The organism is Microbacterium trichothecenolyticum, from assembly GCF_041938625.1.
Lineage (GTDB): Bacteria > Actinomycetota > Actinomycetes > Actinomycetales > Microbacteriaceae > Microbacterium > Microbacterium trichothecenolyticum_D.
On record NZ_CP169427.1, the window covers coordinates 140,970 to 161,391 of the forward strand.

At 71.0% G+C, this 20,422-nt stretch carries 21 protein-coding genes; 11 read left to right on the forward strand and 10 right to left on the reverse strand.

Annotated elements, in window-relative coordinates; all coding sequences use genetic code 11:
- Positions 1-38: 38 nt before the first annotated feature.
- Positions 39-1,073: a LacI family DNA-binding transcriptional regulator gene (locus tag ACEYYH_RS00675; RefSeq protein ID WP_374976393.1), complete on the forward strand. Its 1,035-nt coding sequence runs from the start codon at positions 39-41 to the stop codon at positions 1,071-1,073.
- Positions 1,074-1,248: 175 nt separating this feature from the next.
- On the opposite strand, the gene ACEYYH_RS00680 is transcribed toward ACEYYH_RS00675, so the two are convergent.
- Both ACEYYH_RS00680 and ACEYYH_RS00685 read right to left on the reverse strand, forming a co-directional pair.
- On the reverse strand, positions 1,249-2,088 hold the full coding sequence (locus tag ACEYYH_RS00680) for a VOC family protein (protein WP_374978281.1): 840 nt from the start codon (positions 2,086-2,088) through the stop codon (positions 1,249-1,251).
- 126 nt (positions 2,089-2,214) lie between these two features.
- On the reverse strand, positions 2,215-3,561 hold the full coding sequence (locus ACEYYH_RS00685) for a uracil-xanthine permease family protein (protein WP_374976394.1): 1,347 nt from the start codon (positions 3,559-3,561) through the stop codon (positions 2,215-2,217).
- A 123-nt stretch (positions 3,562-3,684) separates the two neighbouring features.
- Here ACEYYH_RS00685 and ACEYYH_RS00690 point away from each other — a divergent pair, with 123 nt between their 5' ends.
- Together ACEYYH_RS00690 and ACEYYH_RS00695 are read left to right on the forward strand one after the other, a co-directional pair.
- Entirely contained in the window at positions 3,685-4,509 is an 825-nt protein-coding gene (locus ACEYYH_RS00690; RefSeq protein ID WP_374976395.1) for an ABC transporter ATP-binding protein, read from the forward strand.
- The gene (locus tag ACEYYH_RS00695; protein ID WP_374976396.1) at positions 4,491-6,068 is read left to right on the forward strand and encodes a hypothetical protein; all 1,578 of its coding nucleotides are present in this window, start codon (positions 4,491-4,493) and stop codon (positions 6,066-6,068) included. The genes ACEYYH_RS00690 and ACEYYH_RS00695 overlap by 19 nt, the downstream gene beginning before the upstream one ends.
- A gap of 22 nt (positions 6,069-6,090) precedes the next feature.
- Here the strand turns inward: ACEYYH_RS00695 and ACEYYH_RS00700 are convergent, their stop codons facing one another.
- Together ACEYYH_RS00700 and ACEYYH_RS00705 are read right to left on the reverse strand one after the other, a co-directional pair.
- Positions 6,091-7,062 carry a phosphoribosylaminoimidazolesuccinocarboxamide synthase gene (locus ACEYYH_RS00700; RefSeq protein WP_374976397.1) on the reverse strand — a complete coding sequence of 324 codons (972 nt, stop codon included), beginning with the start codon at positions 7,060-7,062 and terminating at the stop codon, positions 6,091-6,093.
- 64 nt (positions 7,063-7,126) lie between these two features.
- Positions 7,127-7,480: a hypothetical protein gene (locus ACEYYH_RS00705; RefSeq protein ID WP_374976398.1), complete on the reverse strand. Its 354-nt coding sequence runs from the start codon at positions 7,478-7,480 to the stop codon at positions 7,127-7,129.
- Positions 7,481-7,572: 92 nt separating this feature from the next.
- On the opposite strand from ACEYYH_RS00705, the gene ACEYYH_RS00710 reads away from it, so the two are divergent.
- The 3 genes from ACEYYH_RS00710 to ACEYYH_RS00720 all read left to right on the forward strand — a co-directional run bounded on the left by ACEYYH_RS00710 (position 7,573) and on the right by ACEYYH_RS00720 (position 10,024).
- On the forward strand, positions 7,573-8,202 hold the full coding sequence (locus tag ACEYYH_RS00710; protein ID WP_374976399.1) for a PadR family transcriptional regulator: 630 nt from the start codon (positions 7,573-7,575) through the stop codon (positions 8,200-8,202).
- A gap of 71 nt (positions 8,203-8,273) precedes the next feature.
- Positions 8,274-9,776, forward strand: a complete 1,503-nt coding sequence (locus tag ACEYYH_RS00715) for a DHA2 family efflux MFS transporter permease subunit (protein ID WP_374978282.1) — start codon at positions 8,274-8,276, stop codon at positions 9,774-9,776.
- A gap of 89 nt (positions 9,777-9,865) precedes the next feature.
- Positions 9,866-10,024 (forward strand): hypothetical protein, encoded by a 159-nt coding sequence (locus ACEYYH_RS00720; protein ID WP_181911765.1) that lies wholly within the window; start codon positions 9,866-9,868, stop codon positions 10,022-10,024.
- 129 nt (positions 10,025-10,153) lie between these two features.
- Here the strand turns inward: ACEYYH_RS00720 and ACEYYH_RS00725 are convergent, their stop codons facing one another.
- The 5 genes from ACEYYH_RS00725 to purD all read right to left on the reverse strand — a co-directional run bounded on the left by ACEYYH_RS00725 (position 10,154) and on the right by purD (position 14,393).
- Positions 10,154-10,807 carry a response regulator gene (locus tag ACEYYH_RS00725; protein ID WP_374976400.1) on the reverse strand — a complete coding sequence of 218 codons (654 nt, stop codon included), beginning with the start codon at positions 10,805-10,807 and terminating at the stop codon, positions 10,154-10,156.
- Positions 10,804-11,934, reverse strand: a complete 1,131-nt coding sequence (locus ACEYYH_RS00730) for a sensor histidine kinase (protein ID WP_374976401.1) — start codon at positions 11,932-11,934, stop codon at positions 10,804-10,806. The genes ACEYYH_RS00725 and ACEYYH_RS00730 overlap by 4 nt, the downstream gene beginning before the upstream one ends.
- Before the next feature lie 4 nt (positions 11,935-11,938).
- Positions 11,939-12,640: a DUF2306 domain-containing protein gene (locus ACEYYH_RS00735; protein WP_374976402.1), complete on the reverse strand. Its 702-nt coding sequence runs from the start codon at positions 12,638-12,640 to the stop codon at positions 11,939-11,941.
- An 85-nt stretch (positions 12,641-12,725) separates the two neighbouring features.
- Positions 12,726-13,115, reverse strand: a complete 390-nt coding sequence (locus ACEYYH_RS00740) for a hypothetical protein (RefSeq protein ID WP_374976403.1) — start codon at positions 13,113-13,115, stop codon at positions 12,726-12,728.
- A gap of 3 nt (positions 13,116-13,118) precedes the next feature.
- A complete protein-coding gene (gene purD, locus ACEYYH_RS00745) occupies positions 13,119-14,393 on the reverse strand; it encodes a phosphoribosylamine--glycine ligase (protein WP_374976404.1) in 1,275 nt (424 codons plus the stop codon).
- Positions 14,394-14,552: 159 nt separating this feature from the next.
- Here purD and ACEYYH_RS00750 point away from each other — a divergent pair, with 159 nt between their 5' ends.
- Together ACEYYH_RS00750 and ACEYYH_RS00755 are read left to right on the forward strand one after the other, a co-directional pair.
- Entirely contained in the window at positions 14,553-14,921 is a 369-nt protein-coding gene (locus ACEYYH_RS00750; protein WP_374976405.1) for a sterol carrier family protein, read from the forward strand.
- 97 nt (positions 14,922-15,018) lie between these two features.
- Positions 15,019-15,372 carry a potassium transporter Trk gene (locus ACEYYH_RS00755; protein WP_374976406.1) on the forward strand — a complete coding sequence of 118 codons (354 nt, stop codon included), beginning with the start codon at positions 15,019-15,021 and terminating at the stop codon, positions 15,370-15,372.
- 27 nt (positions 15,373-15,399) lie between these two features.
- On the opposite strand, the gene ACEYYH_RS00760 is transcribed toward ACEYYH_RS00755, so the two are convergent.
- Positions 15,400-16,011, reverse strand: a complete 612-nt coding sequence (locus ACEYYH_RS00760) for a zinc-binding alcohol dehydrogenase (protein ID WP_374976407.1) — start codon at positions 16,009-16,011, stop codon at positions 15,400-15,402.
- A gap of 347 nt (positions 16,012-16,358) precedes the next feature.
- Here ACEYYH_RS00760 and purM point away from each other — a divergent pair, with 347 nt between their 5' ends.
- The 3 genes from purM to ACEYYH_RS00775 all read left to right on the forward strand — a co-directional run bounded on the left by purM (position 16,359) and on the right by ACEYYH_RS00775 (position 20,388).
- Positions 16,359-17,423, forward strand: a complete 1,065-nt coding sequence (gene purM, locus ACEYYH_RS00765) for a phosphoribosylformylglycinamidine cyclo-ligase (RefSeq protein WP_374978283.1) — start codon at positions 16,359-16,361, stop codon at positions 17,421-17,423.
- A gap of 37 nt (positions 17,424-17,460) precedes the next feature.
- On the forward strand, positions 17,461-18,921 hold the full coding sequence (gene purF / locus ACEYYH_RS00770; protein ID WP_374976408.1) for an amidophosphoribosyltransferase: 1,461 nt from the start codon (positions 17,461-17,463) through the stop codon (positions 18,919-18,921).
- Between the two features lie 228 nt (positions 18,922-19,149).
- Entirely contained in the window at positions 19,150-20,388 is a 1,239-nt protein-coding gene (locus ACEYYH_RS00775; protein WP_374976409.1) for a CynX/NimT family MFS transporter, read from the forward strand.
- Positions 20,389-20,422: the final 34 nt, after the last annotated feature.

Sequence of the window (20,422 nt, forward strand, 5' to 3'; positions counted from 1 at the left end):
GGCTGCGGCGCAGTAGCATCCGGGAGGAGGGGACAGGAATGAGTACCGATGCCATGCGGCCGCGGGGAGCGGGGAGCGCACACGCTGTGACGATCGAAGAGGTCGCCGCGGCCGCGGGAGTATCCCGCTCGACGGTCTCCCGCGTCGTGAACGGCTCGACCGCCGTGAGTCCCGAGGCCCTGGAGTCGGTGACGCGCGCGATCAGCGAGCTCAACTACGTCCCCAACCGCGCCGCCCGGTCGCTCGCGAGCCAGAAGACGCACGCCATCGCGCTCATCGTGCCCGAAGACACGACCCGGTTCTTCGGCGACCCGTTCTTCGCGGCGATCGTGTCGGGCATCAACTCGCGCCTCAGCCGCTCGGACTACGTGCTCAACCTGTTCATCGCGAGCGACGACCCCGGCGACAAGACGACGAGCTATGTGCGCTCGGGTGCCGTCGACGGCGCCATCGTGGTCTCGCACCACACCAGCGACACGTTCATCGACCGCATCGCGAGCGTCGTGCCGGTCGTCTACGGCGGCCGGCCGGTGCGCGAGCGCGACCGTGACTACTACGTCGACGTCGACAACGTCCGCGGGGCGTACGACGCCACGGTGTACCTGATCGAGAGCGGCCGCCGCCGCATCGCGACGATCACCGGCCCGCGCGACATGCCCGCCGGCGTCGACCGCCTGCAGGGGTACCGCGATGCGCTCGCCGCCTGGGATCTCGACGAGATCGCCGTCGAGGACGGCAACTTCACCGCCGACGGCGGCGCCGACGCGATGCGCCGCGTGCTCGCCACCGGGGCCCGGCCCGACGCGGTCTTCGTCGCCAGCGATCTCATGGCGCGCGGCGTGCTGACGGTGCTCGCGGCCGAGGGGCTGCGCGTCCCGGAGGACGTCGCGATCATCGGCTTCGACGACTCGCCGGTGGCCACCTCCGTCATCCCGCCGCTGACGACGATGCGGCAGCCGTCGTTCGCGCAGGGGGAGCGCATGGCCACGGTGCTGCTGGATCTCCTCGCGGGGCGGCATCCGCGTCACGTCACGATCCTCGAGACGGAGCTCGTCGTCCGCGAATCCGTCTGACGCGTCACCCGTCCCGACTTGACTGCTGACCTGTCACAAGGTGTCGCCGCAGCCGGCGCTTTGTGCCAGCTGAGCGTCCGTGGCTTCGGGTCTCGACTGCTCCTCTGTCACAAATTGCAGTCTGCACCGACACTTCGTGACAGGTGAGCAGAGATGGGGCCTTCGGGGGCGCCGGTCAGCCGCGGCCGGGCACCGTCGCGTGCAGCAGGTTGAGCCAGGGGTCGTCGAACGACAGGGTCCGGCCGTCGTCGCGCACCTCGAGGCCGTGGTGGCGCAGGCGCTCCGCGAGCTCGCCCAGAGAGTCGGCATCGGGCAGCGCCAGGTCGACGCGGCCGAGGCCGAGGGCCGGCATCCGGGGCCCGGCGCCGCGCGAGTTCCACACGTTCATCGCCATGTGGTGGTGGTAGCCGCCGGCGCTCACGAACAGCGCCTGGTTGCCGAGCTCAGCCGTCTGGTCGAAGCCGAGCGCGTCGACGTAGAACGCGCGGGCGCTCGCGACATCGCCGACCGACAGGTGCACGTGACCGACGGATGCTGCGTCCTGCCCGGTCCCGCCGCTCGCGGCCCGCTCGGTCAGGTGCGCGCGGAGGAAGCCGTTGGGGTCGAGGTACAGGGTGGCCATCTCGACGTTGCCGTGGGTCCACGACCATTCCGTCCGGGCCCGATCCCAGTACAGCTCGACGCCGTTGCCCTCCGGATCGGTGAGGTAGAAGGCCTGGCTCACCAGGTGATCCGCCGAACCCGTGAAGGTATGAGGCGCGCGCTGCGCGACGCTGTAGAGCGCCGCCGCGAGGGCCTCCTGCGTCTCGAACAGGATCGCGGTGTGGAACAGGCCCGCGGCGCCCGGGCTCGCGTGGCGCAGGGCGGGCTCGTGCTTCAGCACGACGACCGGGCGGCCCGCGCGCCCGAGCACGACCTCGTCGCCCTCGGCCGACAGCACCTGGAGGGTGATGACGTCGCGGTAGAACGCGGTCATGCCGTCGAGGTCGCCGACGAGGAGCGTGACCGCCCCCATCGAGGTGGCGGCGGCGAGCCGGTCGGAGTGCGCACTCTCATTCACGTGTAGCTACAACCATTTGCCCGCAGCATCCATTCCCCTCATCCGCACGAATGAAGGGGAACGGATGCCTCGGCCCGGCGCCTACTTGACCTGCGAGTCCTGCGGGTCGCCGCCGAGCTGGCCCACCGCGGGAAGCGGACCGCCGTCGTCGGCACCGGTCTTGCGCCAGCGGGCGATGGCGTTGCCGAAGTGGTAGATGAGCAGGGCCGCAGCCGCGCCGATGACGATCGCGCCGAGCTGGAAGTCGCCCCACACCATGGTGAAGCCGGCGATCGCGATCACGAGCGAGACGGCGGCGGTGTATTGGTTCACCGGGCGCGAGAAGTCCACGCGGTTGTCGACCCAGATCTTGATGCCGATGATCCCGATGAGGCCGTACAGCGCCGTGGTCACGCCGCCGAGCACGCCGGCGGGGATCGAGTTGAACACCGCGCCGACCACCGGCGACAGCGACAGCAGGATCGCGAAGACGCCGGCGACCCAGTACGCGGCCGTCGAGTACACGCGGGTCGCCGCCATGACGCCGATGTTCTCGCCGTACGTCGTCGTGCCCGAGCCGCCGAAGGTGCCGGCGAGCACGGTCGCTGCACCGTCGGCGATGAGCGCGCGGCCCGTGTACTGGTTGACGGATGCCTCGGTCATGGTCGCGACGCCGCGCACGTGTCCGACGTTCTCGGCGATGAGCACGAGCACGACCGGCAGGAACATCGCGATGACGCTCCAGGTTCCGGGGTTGCCGAACGTCGGGAACTGGAAGGTCGGCAGGCCCACCCACTGACCGGTCGCAACGAGCTCGTTCACCTGCGTGAAGTCAACCTCGCCCCGCAGGAGCGCGACGATGTAGCCGACGATCACGCCGAGGAAGATCGAGATGCGTCCGAGGAACCCGCGGAACAGCACGCTGCCGAGGATCACCGCGACGAGCGTGATGGTCGCCGTGATCGGTGCCTGCTGGAAGTTCTGCCACGCGACCGGCGCGAGGTTGAACCCGATGAGCGCGACGATGGCGCCGGCGACGACCGGCGGCATGAGCTTCTCGATCCAGCCGAGGCCGGCGAACTGCACGATGAATCCGACGGCCGCGAGGAGCACGCCGACGGCGACGATGCCGGCGAGGGCCGAGCCCATGCCCTGCGACGCGGTGGCGGCGGTGACGGGGGCGATGAATGCGAACGACGAGCCGAGGTAGCTGGGCAGGCGGTTCTTCGTGATGAGGAGGAACAGCAGCGTCCCGATGCCCGAGAAGAGGAGCGTGGTCGACACCGGGAAGCCCGTCAGCACCGGCACCAGGAACGTGGCGCCGAACATCGCGATGACGTGCTGCGCGCCGATCGCGACGGTCGCGGGCCAATTCAGCCGCTCGTCGGGCTTCACGACCTTCCCGGGTTCGACGGTCCGGCCGTTGCCGTGAATGGTCCACAGAGGCATGCGCGCTCCTTAGCGCTCGGGTGATGATGCGAGGATCACCCTAGCGAGCGGGTGCGGGCGAGTTGCCTCGGCCACGCGGCATCCGAGAGGCTGACCGGGACCCCGCTCGCACCCGGGCCATCCATGCCGAACCGACGGAGACACGTGACCGACCTAGCGACCCCGCCGACGCCGTCCACCGATGGGGCGCAGGGCGCCGCCGCACTCGAACTTCGCGGACTCCACAAGCGCTTCGGCGACAAGCTCGCGGTGGCCGATGTCAGCCTGCGCGTGCCCACCGGATCGTTCTACGGACTGGTCGGCCCGAACGGCGCCGGCAAGACCACGACGCTGTCGATGGCGACCGGGCTCCTCATGCCCGACGCCGGTCAGGCGCTCGTGCACGGCGTCGATGTGTGGCGCGAACCCGTGAAGGCGAAGGCGATGGTCGGCAACCTCGCCGACGGTGTGAAGCTGTTCGACCGACTCACGGGCGAGCAGCTCGTCACGTACAACGGGCTGCTGTTCGGTCTGTCTCACGACGAGATCGCGCAGCGCACGGCGGATCTGCTCTCGCTCATGGACATGACGGATGCTGCGGGCACGATGGTCGTCGACTACTCGGCGGGTATGACCAAGAAGATCGCGCTGGCGTGCGCCCTGGTCCACGCACCGCGGCTGCTCGTTCTCGACGAGCCCTTCGAGTCGGTCGACCCGGTGTCAGCGGCGAACATCGAGGACATCCTCGCCGGTTACGTGGCCGGTGGCGGCACCGTCATCGTCTCGAGCCACTCGATGGATCTCGTCCAGCGCATGTGCGACCACGTGGCGATCGTCGCGGCGGGCCGCCTGCTCGTCGCCGGCACCGTCGACGACGTGCGCGCGGGGGAGTCCCTGCAGGACCGCTTCGTCGACCTCGTCGGCGGTCGCCGTCACACCGAAGGACCGGAATGGTTGCGACGCTCCTGAGGCTGCGGTTCCGCGTTCTCGGCAATCAGCTCGCGCGCAGCCCGTGGCAGCTCGTGGGATTCATCCTCGGCGCGCTGTACGGCGTCGTGGTCCTGCTGGGGATCATCGCCGGTCTGGTGCTGCTGGGATTCACCGACGTCCGGCTCGCCGGCACGGTCATCGTCGGCGCCGGATCGCTCGTGACCCTGGGGTGGGCCCTCATCCCGCTCGTGGCGTTCGGCGTCGACACGACGCTCGACCCCGACCGCCTGGTCGTGTTCCCCATGACGACCTCCCGGATGATGGTCGCGCTCACGGTCGCCGCGGTCTGCGGCATCCCCGGCATCATCACGTCCGTCGCCGCGCTCGCGACGATCGCGACGTGGGCGCACTGGCCGGCGGCGATCCTCGCGTGGTTGGTGAGCACGCCGGTGGCGATCCTCACGGCGGTGGTCGCCTCGCGCGCCGTCGCCACGGTCGCCTCCGGCTTCGGCGGCGGACGCCGCTTCCGCGAGGTGGCGGGCATTCTGATCTTCATCCCGATCATCCTGGCCGGGCCGATCATCGCGGGGCTCGCCTCCGGCGTCACGGTCAACGCCGACACCCTCGCCGAGCTGCTGCCGTCGCTCGGCTGGACCCCGCTCGGCGCCGCATGGGCGGTGCCGGCCGACGCCGCCGCGGGCGACTTCACGGCAGCCGCGGCCAAGCTGCTCATCGCCCTCGCCACCCTCGCGGCGCTGTGGGTGCTGTGGCGCGCGTCGCTGGCCCGCGCGCTCGTCCGCCCCCGGCTCTCGTCTGCCGTTGCCGTGAGTTCGGGGTCGATCGGGTGGTTCGGCCGCGTGCCGACGGGAGCTGCGGGTGCGGTCTTCGCGCGGGCGTTGACGTATTGGACGCGAGACCCGCGATACCTCCGCCAGCTCATCGCGGTGCCCCTCGTGCCGGTGCTGCTGTGGTTCTATGCCCGAGGCGGCGACCCCCTCGTGGCGCTGGCCTTCTCGGCGCCGATCATCGCGTTCATCATCGGCATCGTGGTCTACGCCGACATCTCGTACGACGGCACGGCGTTCGGCACCGAGGTCGCGACCGGAGCGCGCGGCCGTGCGGACCGGCTCGGCCGCACTCTCGCGGCCGCCGCAGTCGCCGTGCCGCTGGTGCTCCTGGCGGCGGTCCTGCCGCTGGCACTCGCGGGCGACTGGGCGCAGCTGCCCGGCGTCCTCGGAATGGCGCTCGGGATCCTCTTCACCTGCTACGGCGTCTGCGCCGTCACGTCGGCCCAGCTCGTGGTGCCGGTGCCGGCCTCGGGCGACAATCCGTTCAAGCGCGTCCCCGGGACGACGTTCCTCCAGGGCATGGCGTTCTTCGGCATCTGGCTGGTGGCGCTCGCGCTCTCGGCGCCTGCGCTGATCGTCGGCATCGCCGGCTACTTCACGCGGAGCCCGACCCTGAGCTGGATCGCCTTCGCCATCGGCGTCCTGTTCGGCTCCGCGGTGCTCGTCGCCGGCATCCTCATCGGCGGACGCATGCTCGACCGCAGCGGACCCGTGCTGCTCGCGCGGTTGAAGGCGATGAAGAACGCCTGATCGCGGATGCTGCGCAGAGCGGTCAGGCCGCGGTGAGGCGCTCGAGCAGCTCGCGGTAGCGGGCGGTCGTGCGGGCGACGATGTCGGCGGGAAGCGCGGGCGGCTCGCCCTCGCGCGGCGCGGGCCAGTTCGCGGCGAGCCAGTCGCGCACGATCTGCTTGTCGAAGCTCGCCATGCGCTCGTCGGGGGTGGTGCCCGAGGCCCAGGCCGCAGCATCCCAGTATCGTGACGAGTCGCTCGTGAGCACCTCGTCCGCGAGGGTCAGCACGCCGTTGTCGTCGAGCCCGAACTCGAACTTCGTGTCGGCGAGGATCACACCGTGCGTCTCGGCGGTGGCCGCCGCGCGCGCGTAGATCTCGAGCGAGAGGTCGCGCAGCTCAGCCGCGCGCTCGGCGCCGACGAGCTCGACGGTGCGCTCGTACGAGATGTTCTCGTCGTGCTCGCCCATCGGGGCCTTCCACGCCGGCGTATAGATCGGCTCGGGCAGCCGGTCGCCGTTCGAGAGGCCTTCGGGCAGCGCGATTCCGCACACCGTGCCGTTCTCGCGATACTCCGCCCAGCCCGACCCGGTGAGGTACCCGCGCACGACGCACTCGATCGGCAGCATGTCGAGGCTCTTCACGACCATCGCGCGGCCGGTGACGGCATCCGGGATCAGGCTCTTCAGGTCGTCGGGGGTGTTCGCCTGTCCGTCGGCGCCGAGCGTGAGCTCGTGCGAGGCGGCGAGATGATTCGGGATGCTGCGACCCCCGTCCGCGCCCGCGAGCCGGTCGAACCACCACAGGCTGAGGGTCGTGAGCAGCTCGCCCTTGCCCGGGATGCCCGGCGACAGCACGTGGTCGAACGCGCTGACGCGGTCGCTCGCGACGACGAGCATCCGCTCCGGCGTCGCCCCCTGGGGCGTCTCCGCCGGGACGTAGAGGTCGCGCACCTTGCCGGAGTAGGCGTGCCGCCAGCCGGAGAGCTCGGTCGTGGGGGTGGGGATAGCCGTCACACGTCCATTATCCCGGGTGGCTCCGGCGGGTTTCGGGGTGGGGGCCGCGTGGCCCCGGGCGGCCTCATGGCGTGATCTCGTCGACGTGTGCGAACGCCTCGGCGACGAGCGCGGGCCAGCGGTCCGCAGCATCCGTCCTCGCGGTCGCCCACTCGCGCATCGGTCTGCCGCGCATGACGGCCGGCTCGGCCTCGCCGGCCTCGGCCAGCTCGCCGACGCGGCTCTCGGGGAGCTTCACCATGAGCGCGCCCTCGAAGGTCACGAAGGCGAACACCTTGCCGCGCACGTTGAGACCCTCGGAGCCGAACATCGCACCGAGCGAGACGTCGGGGCGGGTGGTCCACTCCGCCACGATCGGGTCGAAGATCGCGTACGACTCGGGGAACTTCGCCCGTCGTGCGGCTCCCTTGTCTGCCATGACCCTCACCGTACGACTCCTCACCGACAGGGCGCGAGGGGGGCATCATCCGGCGAACAGGGGTATAGTCCACATGGACTAATCGAACTGGAGTGATCATCGTGACCGACGCCGTCGCCCGCCTGACCCCCCTCGGGGTAGCCGTGCTCGCGCTGCTGAGCGAGGGCGACATGCACCCGTACGAGATGATCCGGCTGATGCACTTCCGCCGGGACGACCGGCTCGTGACGATCACGAACGGCACGGTGTATCACACGGTCGGACGGCTCGAACGGGCGGGACTGATCGCCGAGGTCGGCGTCGACCGCGAGGGCAATCGCCCCGAGCGCACCACGTATACGCAGACGGATGCCGGCGCCGCCGCGGTGCTCGAATGGGTGCGCCGCGAGCTGCCGCGCGTGGATCGGCCGGCCGAGTTCCGGGTCGCGCTCGCCGAGGTGCACGGCCTGGATCGTGACGAGGCGATCGAGCTGCTCCGCACCCGTCGAGCGGCACTCGCCGCAGCGCTCGATTCCCTCGGGGACGGCCACCGTCACGCCTTGGAGAAGGGCGTGCCCGAGCAGTACCTCATCGAGATCGACCGCGAGCTCGCGCTCCTTCGCGCGGAGCTCGCGTGGATGGACGCGATGCTCCCGCGCATCGCCGATCCCGACTTCGCCTGGGGTCCCGCCCCGACCCCCTCGGAACGCTATCTCGCCCAGAGAAAGGCAGCACGACAGTGACCACCCCCGAAACGCCGCAGTCCCGCCCCACGGCGGGCGCGGCATCCGCCACCGCACGGGTCGCCGGCCCGATCACCGGTGCCTACGCCGTCGGCCACAAGCCCCGCAGCCCGTGGCCCGCCCTCTGGGCGCTGGTCATCGGCTTCTTCATGATCCTCGTCGACACGACGATCGTCTCGGTCGCGAACCCCGCCATCAAGGCGGCGCTCGACCCCGACACCAACAACCTCGACAACGTGGTGTGGGTCACCTCGGCGTACCTGCTGGCGTACGCGGTGCCGCTGCTCATCACGGGCCGCCTCGGCGACCGCTTCGGGCCGAAGAACATCTATCTGATCGGCCTTTCGGTGTTCACGCTCGCGTCGCTGTGGTGCGGCTTCTCGGGCACCCTCGAGATGCTCATCGTCGCCCGCGCCGTGCAGGGGCTCGGCGCCGCGCTCATGACGCCGCAGACGATGGCCGTGATCACCCGCACCTTCCCGCCGAACCGCCGTGGTGCGGCGATGGGGCTGTGGGGCGCGACCGCCGGTGTCGCCACCCTCGTCGGGCCGCTGGCCGGCGGCCTGCTCGTGGACGGCCTCGGCTGGGAGTGGATCTTCTTCATCAACATCCCCGTCGGCGTCGTCGCGTTCGTGCTCGCGTGGATTCTGGTGCCGAAGCTCGAGACGCACCCGCATCGCTTCGACGTCGTCGGCGTCGTGCTGAGCGCCGTCGGCCTCTTCCTCATCGTGTTCGGACTGCAGGAGGGCGAGAAGCACGACTGGGCGCCGTGGGTGTGGGCGATGATCGTCGGCGGCGTCGCGGTGATGGCGTTGTTCATCTGGACGCAGGCGCGCACCGAGAGCGAGCCGCTCGTGCCGCTGCCCTTGTTCCGGGACCGCAACTTCTCGGTCTCGAACCTCGGGATCGCCATCGTCGGATTCACGGTGACGAGCATGTCGCTGCCCCTGATGTTCTTCATCCAGCTCGCGCGGGGTCTCACCCCGACCGAGTCGGCGCTGCTGCTCATCCCGATGGCGGTGCTCTCCGGCGTAGGCGCGCCCTTCGCCGGGCGTCTCCTCGACCGCACGGATCCCCGTTTCCTGCTGGTGCCGGGCCTGCTCATGGTCGCGGGGTCGCTGTTCTGGTACTCGTCGCTCATGAACGTCGACACACCGATCTGGATGTTCCTTCTTCCGTCGGCGCTCATGGGCATCGGGAACGCCGGGATGTGGGGTCCGCTCGCGACGACCGCCACGCGGAACCTGCCGCCACGACAGGCCGGTGCCGGTGCGGGCATCTACAACACCACCCGGACCATCGGCTCGGTGATCGGTTCGGCATCGATCGCGGCCTTCATGCAGGCCCGCCTCGAGGCGAACCTCCCCGGCGCGTCCGATGCATCGGGTGGGTTCGGCGAAGGAGCGCTGCCCCCGTTCGTCATCGACGGGTTCTCGCAGGCGATGGCGCAGGCCATCCTGCTGCCGGCCGTGGTCATGCTCGCGGGGGTCGTCGTGGTGCTGTTCCTGCGCCGGCCGAAGAGCACCTCGACGGAGGAGTGGCAGGCCGCTCAGGCCGACGCGACGGTCGACTGACGCCGGGCGTCGGGGTGCGCGGGTAGCGCCGCTGGGGAGCCTTGTCAAGAGGATGGCCGGCAGGGACGCGGCCCCCGAGCATGGGTGACATGACCGGACTCGCAGTGATCCTGCTCATCGTCGGAATCGCCCTGCTGCTGCTGGGCGTGTTCATCGAAGCAGCCAAGTTCTTGCTGTGGATCGGCCTGATCATCATCGTCATCGCGGTGATCGCCTGGCTGATGCGCTTCATCCGCCGACAGACCTGATTCCCCAGCTCAGGTCTTCCGACGCCCGCCGGGTCCTTCCGGATCCCGGGCGTCGCCAGGACGCCGGCCCCGCCTGTCCCCCAGCACCGCGGCGTCGGCGTCCTTCTTCTTGTCTCCTGCCCAGCGGCGTCAGCGCCGGCCGCGGCCGCGTTCGTGGGCCCAGATCGCGAGCTCGACGCGATTGCGGGCGCCGAGCTTGGTCATGATGCTCGCGAGGTGCGTCTTCACGGTGCTGAGCGAGACGTGCAGCTCGTCGCCGATCTCGCTGTTGCCGAGGCCGCGGGCGACGCAGGCGAGCACCGCCTCCTCCCGGTCGGTGAGGGGACTCGACGGCTGCGGCGGCGGCTCCGGTGCTCCGCCGGCGAACGCCTCGATGAGCCGCACCGTGACGTTCGGGTCGATGAGCGCGTCGCCCCGCGCGGCTGCACGCACCGCTTCGGCGAGCAGCACCGCGCCGGCGTCCTTCAGGAGGAACCCGCGCGCTCCCGCGCGCAGCGCCTCGTAGACGTACTCGTCGAGGTCGAAGGTCGTGATGACCACGACGGGGATCGGGTCGGCGACATCCGGACCGGCGAGCTCGCGGGTCGCCGCGAGCCCGTCCATGACCGGCATGCGGATGTCGAGAAGACACACGTCGGGCCCGAGGCTCCGCGCCAGCGCGACCGCCTCGGCGCCGTCCGCGGCCTCGCCGACCACCTCGATGTCGGGCTGCGCATCGAGGATCATGCGCAGCCCCGTCCGCACGAGGTCCTGGTCGTCGGCGACCAGCACGCGCACGCTCATGCCGTCCATCCTGCCCGCGGGAGCGTCGCGGCGACGACCCAGCCGCCTCCGGGCGCCGGCCCGGCGTCGCACGTCCCGCCGAGCCGCGCCGCACGCTCGCGCATGCCCGTGATCCCGTAGCCGGGAGGCGGAACGGATGCTGCGCCCCCGCCGTCATCGCGGACCTCCAGTCGCACGCCGTCGGCGTCGACATCGACCCCCACGTCGATGCGGGTCACCTCTCGCGCGTGACGGCGCGCGTTCGTCACCGCCTCCTGCGCGATCCGGAACACCGCGGCCGCGACCGCCGGCGGCACGCTGTCGAGGACACCGCCGAGCCGCACGGCGACGGCCGGGGTCGCAGCATCCGCCGTCTGCAGACCGTGGATGTCAGCGAGCCCCGGTGTCGGCGCGAGCGCGTCGTCGGGCGCGCGCAGGACGCCCACCATCGCGCGCATTTCGCGGAGCGTCCGTGTCGCCTCGGCCTCGATCGCGTGCAGCACCTGCACCGTCGCGCCCGGATCGGTGGCGGCGACCGCGGAACCGGCCTGCGCCTGGATCGCGATCGCCGAGACGTGGTGCGCGACGGTGTCGTGCAGGTCGCGCGCGAGCTGCGCGCGCTCGAGCAGCCGCACCTGCTCGAGCTCGCGGGTGCGCGCCCGGCGTCGCCACCGCACGGCGAGGCCGAGCGTGCTCGTCGTGACGGCGACGGCCACGCCGCCGATGACGTCGGCGAGCTCGGGCGGCGTCGCGAGGAAGGTGAGCAGCATCCCGATCACGACCAGCGCGCCACCGGCGACCATCGCGCGCCCGGAGCCCCACCGGAACACCGCGTAGAGCAGGATCAGGAAGTACGCCGTCGTGTACAGCTGCGGGTCGCCCGCCGTCGCGAGCCCCACCGTCGTGCCGACGGCGAACGCGATCGCGAGCATCGTGAAGGGCCGCGACCGGCGCCACAGCAGCGTCGGCGCGAGCGCGATGAGCACGAGGGCCCACAGCCAGCGCCACGGCACGTCGGTGCGAACGGATGCCTCGACCACCGCCAGCAGCGCAATCGCGACGATGAGCACCCCGTCGCGCCAGACCCGCCGGGGCGGCGCCGGAGCCGCCGCGGGCGCGTCCCAGAGCGCGCGGACCGGGCTCGTCATGCCCTCATGATAGGCGGGCGCCGCTCGCCGCCATCGGGGCGCCGGCGCGCCGGCGTCCTGCCCTGGCGCGCCGGCGGATGACGATCTCGGCGATGACGAGGTTGATCACCCAGCCGGCCGTCATCAGCAGCGTACGGGTCAGTGGCGCGGGCGGGCTGGCCAGGAGTGTGTAGGGCAGGAACACGAGGACCTGGGTGCCGGCGCCCATGCCGATCGCGTATGCGCGCGTCATCCACGCGCTGTGCGTACGAACGTCACCACGGCGGATCGCGACCAACGCGACGACGATCGCCGCGGCCATGGCCGTGCCGAGCACGATCCGCACGGCCGCCAGCCCCGGCCCGGTGACGGACGCCGGCATGTCGTAGAACAGCGTCATCCAGAGCGCCGACAGCGCCGAGACGAGGCCCGCAGGTGCGACGATACGGCCCGAGATGCGGTGCCAGCGCCGCCGGCGCAGTGACGGGGCGAATTGCAGCGCGCCGAGCACGAGGAACACGCTCGACCCGACGATGTGCGCAACGACGGGGACAGGCGAGTCGAAGAAGCGGGCGTTCTCGGCGGTCACCGCGGCCCCCGTGGCGAGCTGCGTGAGCCGGGCGGACCCGGCCACCATAGGCACGAGGCTCAGGGTGATGAGGCCGGCGGGCACGAGCCACTCGGGCCGGCGTCGGGCGACCCGCGGTTGGATCCTGGCGGTTGTCATGCCGCCATGTTCGCGAGAACGGATGCTGCGCCGCTTCGGCCGCCCGGCTCGAACCGCCTCGTCCGATCGGCCGAGGACCCGCGGTTCACTCCTCGCGCAGGCACCCGCCGTCGGCGTTCACGCCGCCGAGGTCGATCGAGACCGAGCCCGAGGCACCGACCGAGCCGTACACGCACCCGCCCGAGACCTCCGCGCCGAACAGCAGGCTGTCGCCCACGACGCGGGTCTCGACCTCAGCCGCGCCAGCCGCCTCGAGCGCGTCGCGCACGGCATCCTCGGTCACGCCGCCCGCGGCCTGCAGCGCCTGCAGTCCCGTCGTCGCCGCGGCCACGAGGGCCTCGTTCGCGACCTGGTGCGCCTGGTCCATCAGCTCGGTGCCCGGGGCGTCGATGGCGACGCTCGCCGAGCACCCCGACACGACGCCGCCGACGAGCAGCAGGGCGACGGAGAGGACGGATGCCGCGCGCCGGCGCATGCGTCAGAGCCCTTCGGCGACGCGCGCGGCGATGTCGGTGCGGTGCTGGCCGCCCTCGAGGCCGATCGCGCCGAGCGCGCGGTAGGCGCGGGCGCGGGCCTCGACGAACGTCGTGCCGACGCCGACGACGTTGAGCACCCGGCCGCCGGTCGCGACAAGACCGCCGTCCGTCTCGGCGGTGGCGGCGTGGGCGAGGTGCACGCCCTCGACGGCCTCGGCCTCGCGCAGGTTCGTCAGTGCGCGCCCGGTCACAGGAGCAGCGGGGTAGCCCTCGCTCGCGAGCACGACCGTCACGGCGACGTCGTTGGCGAAAGCCGGGAGGGGGAGATCCTCGAGGTGACCGGATGCCGCGGCCAGCAGCAGCTCCGACAGCGGGTCGACGAGCCGGGGCAGCACCACCTGGGTCTCGGGATCGCCGAAGCGGGCGTTGAACTCGATGACCTTCACGCCGTCGTCGGTCAGGATGAGACCGGCGTAGAGGAGTCCGATGAACGGCGTGCCCTCAGCATCCAGCTGACGGATCACGGGCTCGGCGATGTCGCGCGTGACGAGCTCCACGAACTCGCGCTCGCTGCCGAACCTGCCGTCGAGCCACGGCAGCGGCGAGTACGCGCCCATGCCGCCGGTGTTGGGGCCTTCGTCGCCGTCGAGCAGGCGCTTGTAGTCCTGGGCGGGGCTGAGGGGGAGCACGTGGTCGCCGTCGCTGAGGAAGAAGAGCGACACCTCGGGGCCGGAGAGGAACTCCTCGACGAGCACCGCGCCCGACGGCAGATACTCGTCGGCGTGCGCGAGGGCGGCGTCGCGGTCGCTCGTCACGATGACGCCCTTGCCGGCGGCGAGTCCGTCCGCCTTGACGACGTGCGGGGCGCCGAGATCATCGAACGCGGCCTCGACCTCGGCGCGCGTGTGCGCGCGGACGGCGCGGCCGGTCGGAACTCCGGCGGCATCCATGATCCGCTTCGCGAACGTCTTGGAGCCTTCGAGCTGCGCGGCCTCCTTGCCGGGCCCGAACGCCGGGATGCCGCGCGTTCGCACCGCATCGGCGACGCCCGCGACCAGCGGGGCCTCGGGGCCGATGACCACGAGCGCGATGTCGTGGTCGATCGCGAACTGGCTGACCGCCGCGGGGTCGTTCTGATCGAGGGCGACGAGCTGCGCGTCCTGCCCGATGCCGGCGTTGCCGGGGGCCGCGAAGATCTCGTGCTCGGCCTCCTCCGACCGCAGCGCCAGGATGATGGCGTGCTCTCGCGCGCCCGAGCCGAGAACCAGGATCTTCACGCGTTCCAGCCTACCGGCGGCCCTTCCCGCTGTTTCGGGTCGTCCTGCTCCCGTCCCCATGTTCGCAACTCAGGATGGTTACGGTCTGGCGTGCGCGGAACGGGGTCTGCGCGGCATCCATCCTGAGTTGCGGACCGGGCAGCGGCGTAGCCTGGCACGATGGCCCGCAAGATCTCGACCGACGACGGCCGCGCCGCTCTGAGCGCGGTCGCGGCGGCGGTGGCGGCATCCGTCCCGCCCGCCCGCACCGACAACGCGACGGCCGTGCGCTATCTGCTGCAGCTGCTCGCCGAGAAGGCGCCGGGCACCTCGGTCGAGGTGCGCGTGCCGCCGTTCGGCGCGGTGCAGGCGGTCGAGGGGCCTCGGCACACGCGCGGCACGCCGCCCAACGTCGTCGAGACCGATCCCGCGACCTGGATCGCCCTCGCCACAGGCCAGGAACAGTGGACGGATGCTGCGGCCGCGGGTCGCATCAGCGCCTCGGGCACGCGCGCCGACATCTCGGACCTCCTGCCCCTGCGCCCCTGACGCCCGGCGGAAGCGGCCAGGGGTCATTCCGCCTTCGGCGTACGGGCGGGCGCCTTCTCATGGCACGATCCCGCTCGCCGGGTGGGACAATGGACACATGCCCGAGCACAGCCAGGACCGCATCGAGACCGTGCGCGTGCGACGGGCGCCGAAGATCTCCGTCTTCCTGATCGTCGGTGCGCTGATCGGCGTCTTCGTCGCGATGATCCTCACGTTCGCGTTCAACGGCACCGCCGAAGTGAGCCCCAACACCGGCGTCATGTACTCGCAGGGACAGGTGTTCGGCTTCCTGGCGCTCATCTGCGCCCCCATCGGCCTCGCCCTGGGCGGCATCCTCGCGCTGATCCTCGACCGCCGGTCACGGCGCCACACGCACGAGGTCGCCGTCGACCACCAGCAGGTGCACGTCGACCCGGAGCCCGGCACCAACGGCCACGGCCCCGCTCACTGAGCTGCAGGGTTGCGCTGAGCCCGGCGGCTACGCCAGCTCGGCGATGATCGGGTGGATCGCGGCGTCGAAGGCCGCGACATCCCCCCGGAGTCCGTCGGTGACGGCGATCGTGAGCGAGCCGATCCACCAGACCCCGCGCTGATTCAGCGGCAGCACCTGCACGTTGAGCTCGAACGAGTGCGCCCGGCGGCCGACCTGCCGCTCGTGCTCGGCGATCGCCCCGGCGTACGCGCGGTACGCGGTGCCCGTGCTGTGCGACGCCTCTTTGCGGTACCGCGCGTTCGCCGACTGCGCGAACGCCACCGCCTCGACCGCGTGCGGCTCGAACGCGGCCCGCAACTCGTCGCAGCCCTCGGTGGGAAGGGCGAGCGCGGTGTCGAAGCCGTCGACGAGATCGAGGGGGACAGGCGACGGATGCGCCTGCGGCTCGACCGTCATCGCCCAGAACTCGCGCCACTGACGTTCGAGCAGCGCCTGGGCTTCTTCGGACCGGTCGTTCGTGCGCGGAGGGATGCCGCGCAGGTGCGGCAGCTCCTCCGGAGAACGGATGCCGAGCACCTGCCGGAGGTAGAGGGCGAGAAGAACCGGCTGACCGGCATCTTCGCGGATCAGCCACTCCGGAGCACCGGCGCCGCCCATGCCGCCATTGTAGATCCGGCCATCGACGTCGCGGCGGGGGGAACCGCGACACGACGCCCCGATCCGTCGGCGTCCGCCCGTTCTCCGTTCACTTGCGCTGTATGTACGCCGTTGCCCGAGTTTCGCGTACATGCAGCGCAAGTGAACCGATTCAGCGGGAGGGGAGGCGGATGCTGCGGCCCCGGCGTAACAGCGGCGGCGCCCGGCATCCGTCCAGGTGGGTCGCCGGTAGGCTGGTAGCCGTGGCCTCATCCGAACGCGATGCCCCCTCCCGCCCCGCACAGCCCGTGAACCCGTACCAGGCTGCGGGCGTCGACACCGCCGCCGGCGACCTCGCCGTCGAGCTGATGAAGTCGGCGGTGCGCCGCACCCACGGCCCCGAGGTTCTCGGAGGCGTCGGCGGCTTCGCCGGACTCTTCGACGCGACCACGTTCAAGGCCTACGACAAGCCGCTTCTCGCGACCAGCACCGACGGCGTCGGCACGAAGGTCGCGATCGCGCAGGCCATCGACAAGCACGACACGATCGGGCAGGACCTGGTCGGCATGGTCGTCGACGACATCGTCGTAGTCGGCGCGAAGCCGCTGTTCATGACCGACTACATCGCGTGCGGCAAGGTGTTCCCCGAGCGCATCGCCGATATCGTCCGCGGCATCGCCGAAGGCTGCTCGGCCACAGGCACGGCCCTCGTCGGCGGCGAGACCGCCGAGCACCCGGGTCTCCTCGGGGTCAACGACTACGACGTCGCGGGCGCCGCGACCGGTGTCGTCGAGGCCTCGCGCGTGCTCGGTGCCGAGCGGGTGCGCGAGGGCGACGTCGTGCTGGCGCTCGCCAGCAGCGGCCTCCACTCGAACGGTTACTCCCTGGTGCGCCACATCGTGGCCAATTCCGGCATCCAGTACGGCGACAACGCCGCCGACTTCGGCACGACGTGGGGCGAGGCCCTGCTCGAGCCGACCCGCCTCTACACACTCCCGCTGCTGCGTCTGATCACCGAGACCGGCGACGCGGTGCACTCCCTCAGCCATGTCACCGGCGGCGGCATCGCCGCGAACCTCGCACGCGTGCTCCCTCAGGGCACGTGGGTCGAGGTCGACCGCTCGACGTGGTCGCCGTCCCCGGTGTTCCGGGTCCTCGCCGACCTCGGAGGCCTCGAGCTCGAGGCGACCGAGGGCACCTGGAATCTCGGCATCGGGTTCCTCGCGGTCGTTGCCTCCGACAAGGCCGAGGCCGCAGCATCCGCTCTCTCCCGTGAAGGCATCGCGACGTGGCAGGTGGGTGTCGTGCACACCGGCGCCCGGCCACAGCCGGATCGCGGAGGTGGCGACGGCCACTGGGAGCAGGGCGCCAAGGGCGTCGACGGCGGCGCGGTGCGCCTCGTCGGCGCATACGCAGACCACACGGCTCGCTGAGCCAAGCCAGAACACACAGCAGGAGCAGGCAACACCCATGTGCGGAATCGTCGGAATGGTGGGCCGCGGGCCTGTCAACCAGGAGATCTACGACGCCCTCCTCCTCCTTCAGCACCGTGGTCAGGACTCGACGGGCATCTCGACCGCCGAGCGCAACGGCGTCGTGCACATGCACAAGGTCAAGGGGCAGGTGCGCGAGTCGTTCCGCACCCGTGACATGCGTGCGCTCCTCGGTGAGATCGGGCTCGGCCACGTGCGTTACGCCACCAAGGGCACGGCGTCGAACGAGGAAGAGGCGCAGCCCTTCTACGTGAACGCGCCCTACGGCATCGTGCTGGTGCACAACGGCAACCTCACGAACACGCGCGAGCTCACGCAGGAGCTGTTCCACAAGGACCGCCGTCACCTCAACACGTCGTCCGACACCGAGCTGCTCGTCAACGTGCTCGCGAACGAGCTGCAGTCGTCCATCTCGAGCCTCGAGCTCGACCCGGCGCAGGTGTTCCAGGCCGTGACCCGCGTGCACGAGCGCGTCGAGGGCTCGTACGCGGCGATCGCGCTGATCGCAGGCTACGGGCTGCTCGCGTTCCGCGACCCGTTCGGCATCCGTCCCCTGATCCTCGGCACGCGCAAGCACGAGGACGGCCACTACGAGTGGGTCGTGACGAGTGAGTCGCTCGTGCTCGAGAACGGAGAGTTCGAGGTCGTGCGCGACGTCGACCCGGGCGAGGCCGTCTTCATCGACCTCGAGGGCAACCTCCACACGAAGCAGTGCGCCACCGACGCGCAGCTGGTGCCGTGCTCGTTCGAGTACGTGTACCTCGCGCGCCCCGACTCGGTCATGAACGGCATCTCGGTGTACGAGGCGCGCCTGCGCATGGGCGATCGCCTGGCCGACACCATCGCGAAGTACACGCCGCGCGAGGCGATCGACGTCGTCATGCCGATCCCCGACTCGTCACGCCCCGCCGCCATGCAGGTGGCCCGCAAGCTCGGGGTCGAGTACCGCGAGGGCTTCTACAAGAACCGCTACGTCGGCCGCACGTTCATCATGCCGGGGCAGGCCGCGCGCAAGCGCAGCGTGCGCCAGAAGCTCAACGCCATGTCGAGCGAGTTCAAGGGCAAGAACGTGCTTCTCATCGACGACTCCATCGTGCGCGGCACGACGTCGAAGGAGATCATCCAGATGGCACGGGATGCCGGCGCCAAGAGCGTCACGTTCGCCTCGGCCGCGCCGCCCGTGCGTTACCCGCACGTCTACGGCATCAACATGCCGTCGCGTCATGAGCTGGTGGCCCACGGCCGCACGATCCCGCAGATCGCCGAGGAGCTGGGTGCCGACTTCGTTGTGTACCAGGAGGTCGAAGACCTCAAGGCGGCGATCCTCGAGGGCTCCGACGTCGAGGACCTCGACATGAGCTGCTTCGACGGCCGCTACATCACCGGCACCGTCACCGACGAGTACCTGGCCTGGGTCGAGGGCTCCCAGGAGTCCTGACCTCCCGCCTCCGCCGGGCGCGGCGCGCGCTCGGCAAGCCCGCGCCGGGCCGAGGCATCCGTCCGCCCGCCTTGAGCCTTCTCCGGATCAGGAGATCTGGCGAGGACAGGAGTGTTTCGCCGGGATCGTCCTGTCTCCGCCAGATCTCCTGATCTGGGAGACGGATGCTGCGCGCTCGGGCGCCTGCCCCGGGCCGAGGCATCCGTTCGCGCGCATAGGCTTGGACGAGTGAAGTCGTCTCCTGCCCGCTCGCTCTGGCAGGGGAGGACCCTCGCGCTCGTCGGCATCGTGCTGTTCGCGTTCTCGCTGCGCTCGGCCGTCGCCTCGCTGTCGCCCCTCTACGACCACATCGCCGCGGACTTCGCCGTCCCGCCGGCGGTGATCGGGCTCATCGGCACCGCGCCGCCCGTGTGCTTCGCGATCTTCGGCCTGCTGACGCCGGCGCTCGAGCGCCGGTTCGGGCTCGAACGCCTCGCGGTCGCGGCGATGGCGGTCGTGACGCTCGGGCTCGTCGCGCGCAGCTTCGCGCCGAGCTGGGGTCTGCTGCTCGCCGGCACCGCGCTGGTGTTCGCCGCGGTCGGCACGGGCAACATCCTGCTGCCGCCGCTGGTCAAGCGCTATTTCCCCGATCGCATCGGGTTGATGACGACGATCTTCTCCACCACGATGGCGGTGTCGACCTTCCTTCCGCCCCTCATCGCGGTTCCGATGGCGGATGCTGCGGACTGGCACCTTTCGCTCGGCTCGTGGGCCGTCTTCGCCCTCGTGGCGATGATCCCGTGGATCGGTCTCGCGGTTCGTCACCGTGCTGCCGAGGCCCAGAAGGACGACGACGACATCGAGGAGCCGAGCCCGCAGGCGTTCGGCCGCATGTGGCGGGTTCCGCTCGCCTGGGCGCTGCTCGTCTCGTTCGCGGTGTCGAGCACCATCGCCTACACGATGTTCGCGTGGATGCCGAAGCTGCTCGTCGACATCTCGGGCGTCACGCCGGCCACGGCCGGTGCGCTGCTGTCGCTCTTCGGATTCATGGGCCTGCCGGCATCCCTCGTCGTGCCGTTGCTGGTCACGCGCGGGAACGCCACCCGACTGCTGTTCGGGATCGCGGTCGCGTGCGGATTCGCCGGCATCGCCGGCTTCCTCTTCGCGCCGACGGCCGCGCCGTGGCTCTGGGTCGTGCTGCTGGGGCTCGCGCCTCTGCTGTTCCCGATGATCCTCGTGCTGCTCGGCCTGCGCACGCGCACGCACGAGGGCTCGGTCGCCTTGAGCGGGTTCGCCCAGAGCGGCGGCTACGCGATCGCGGCGCTGTTCCCGCTCGGCATCGGCCTGCTCCACGAAGCGACGGACTCGTGGACGGGTCCGCTCATCGTGCTGGCGATCGTCGTCGCGGCAGCGATCCCCGCGGGCGTCGTCGCGGCGCGCCCCCACACCGTCGAGGACGACTGGGAGCGCCGCCACGGCGCGTGGTGAGGCACCCGGAATCCGTAAAGACCCCGGGGTCGAC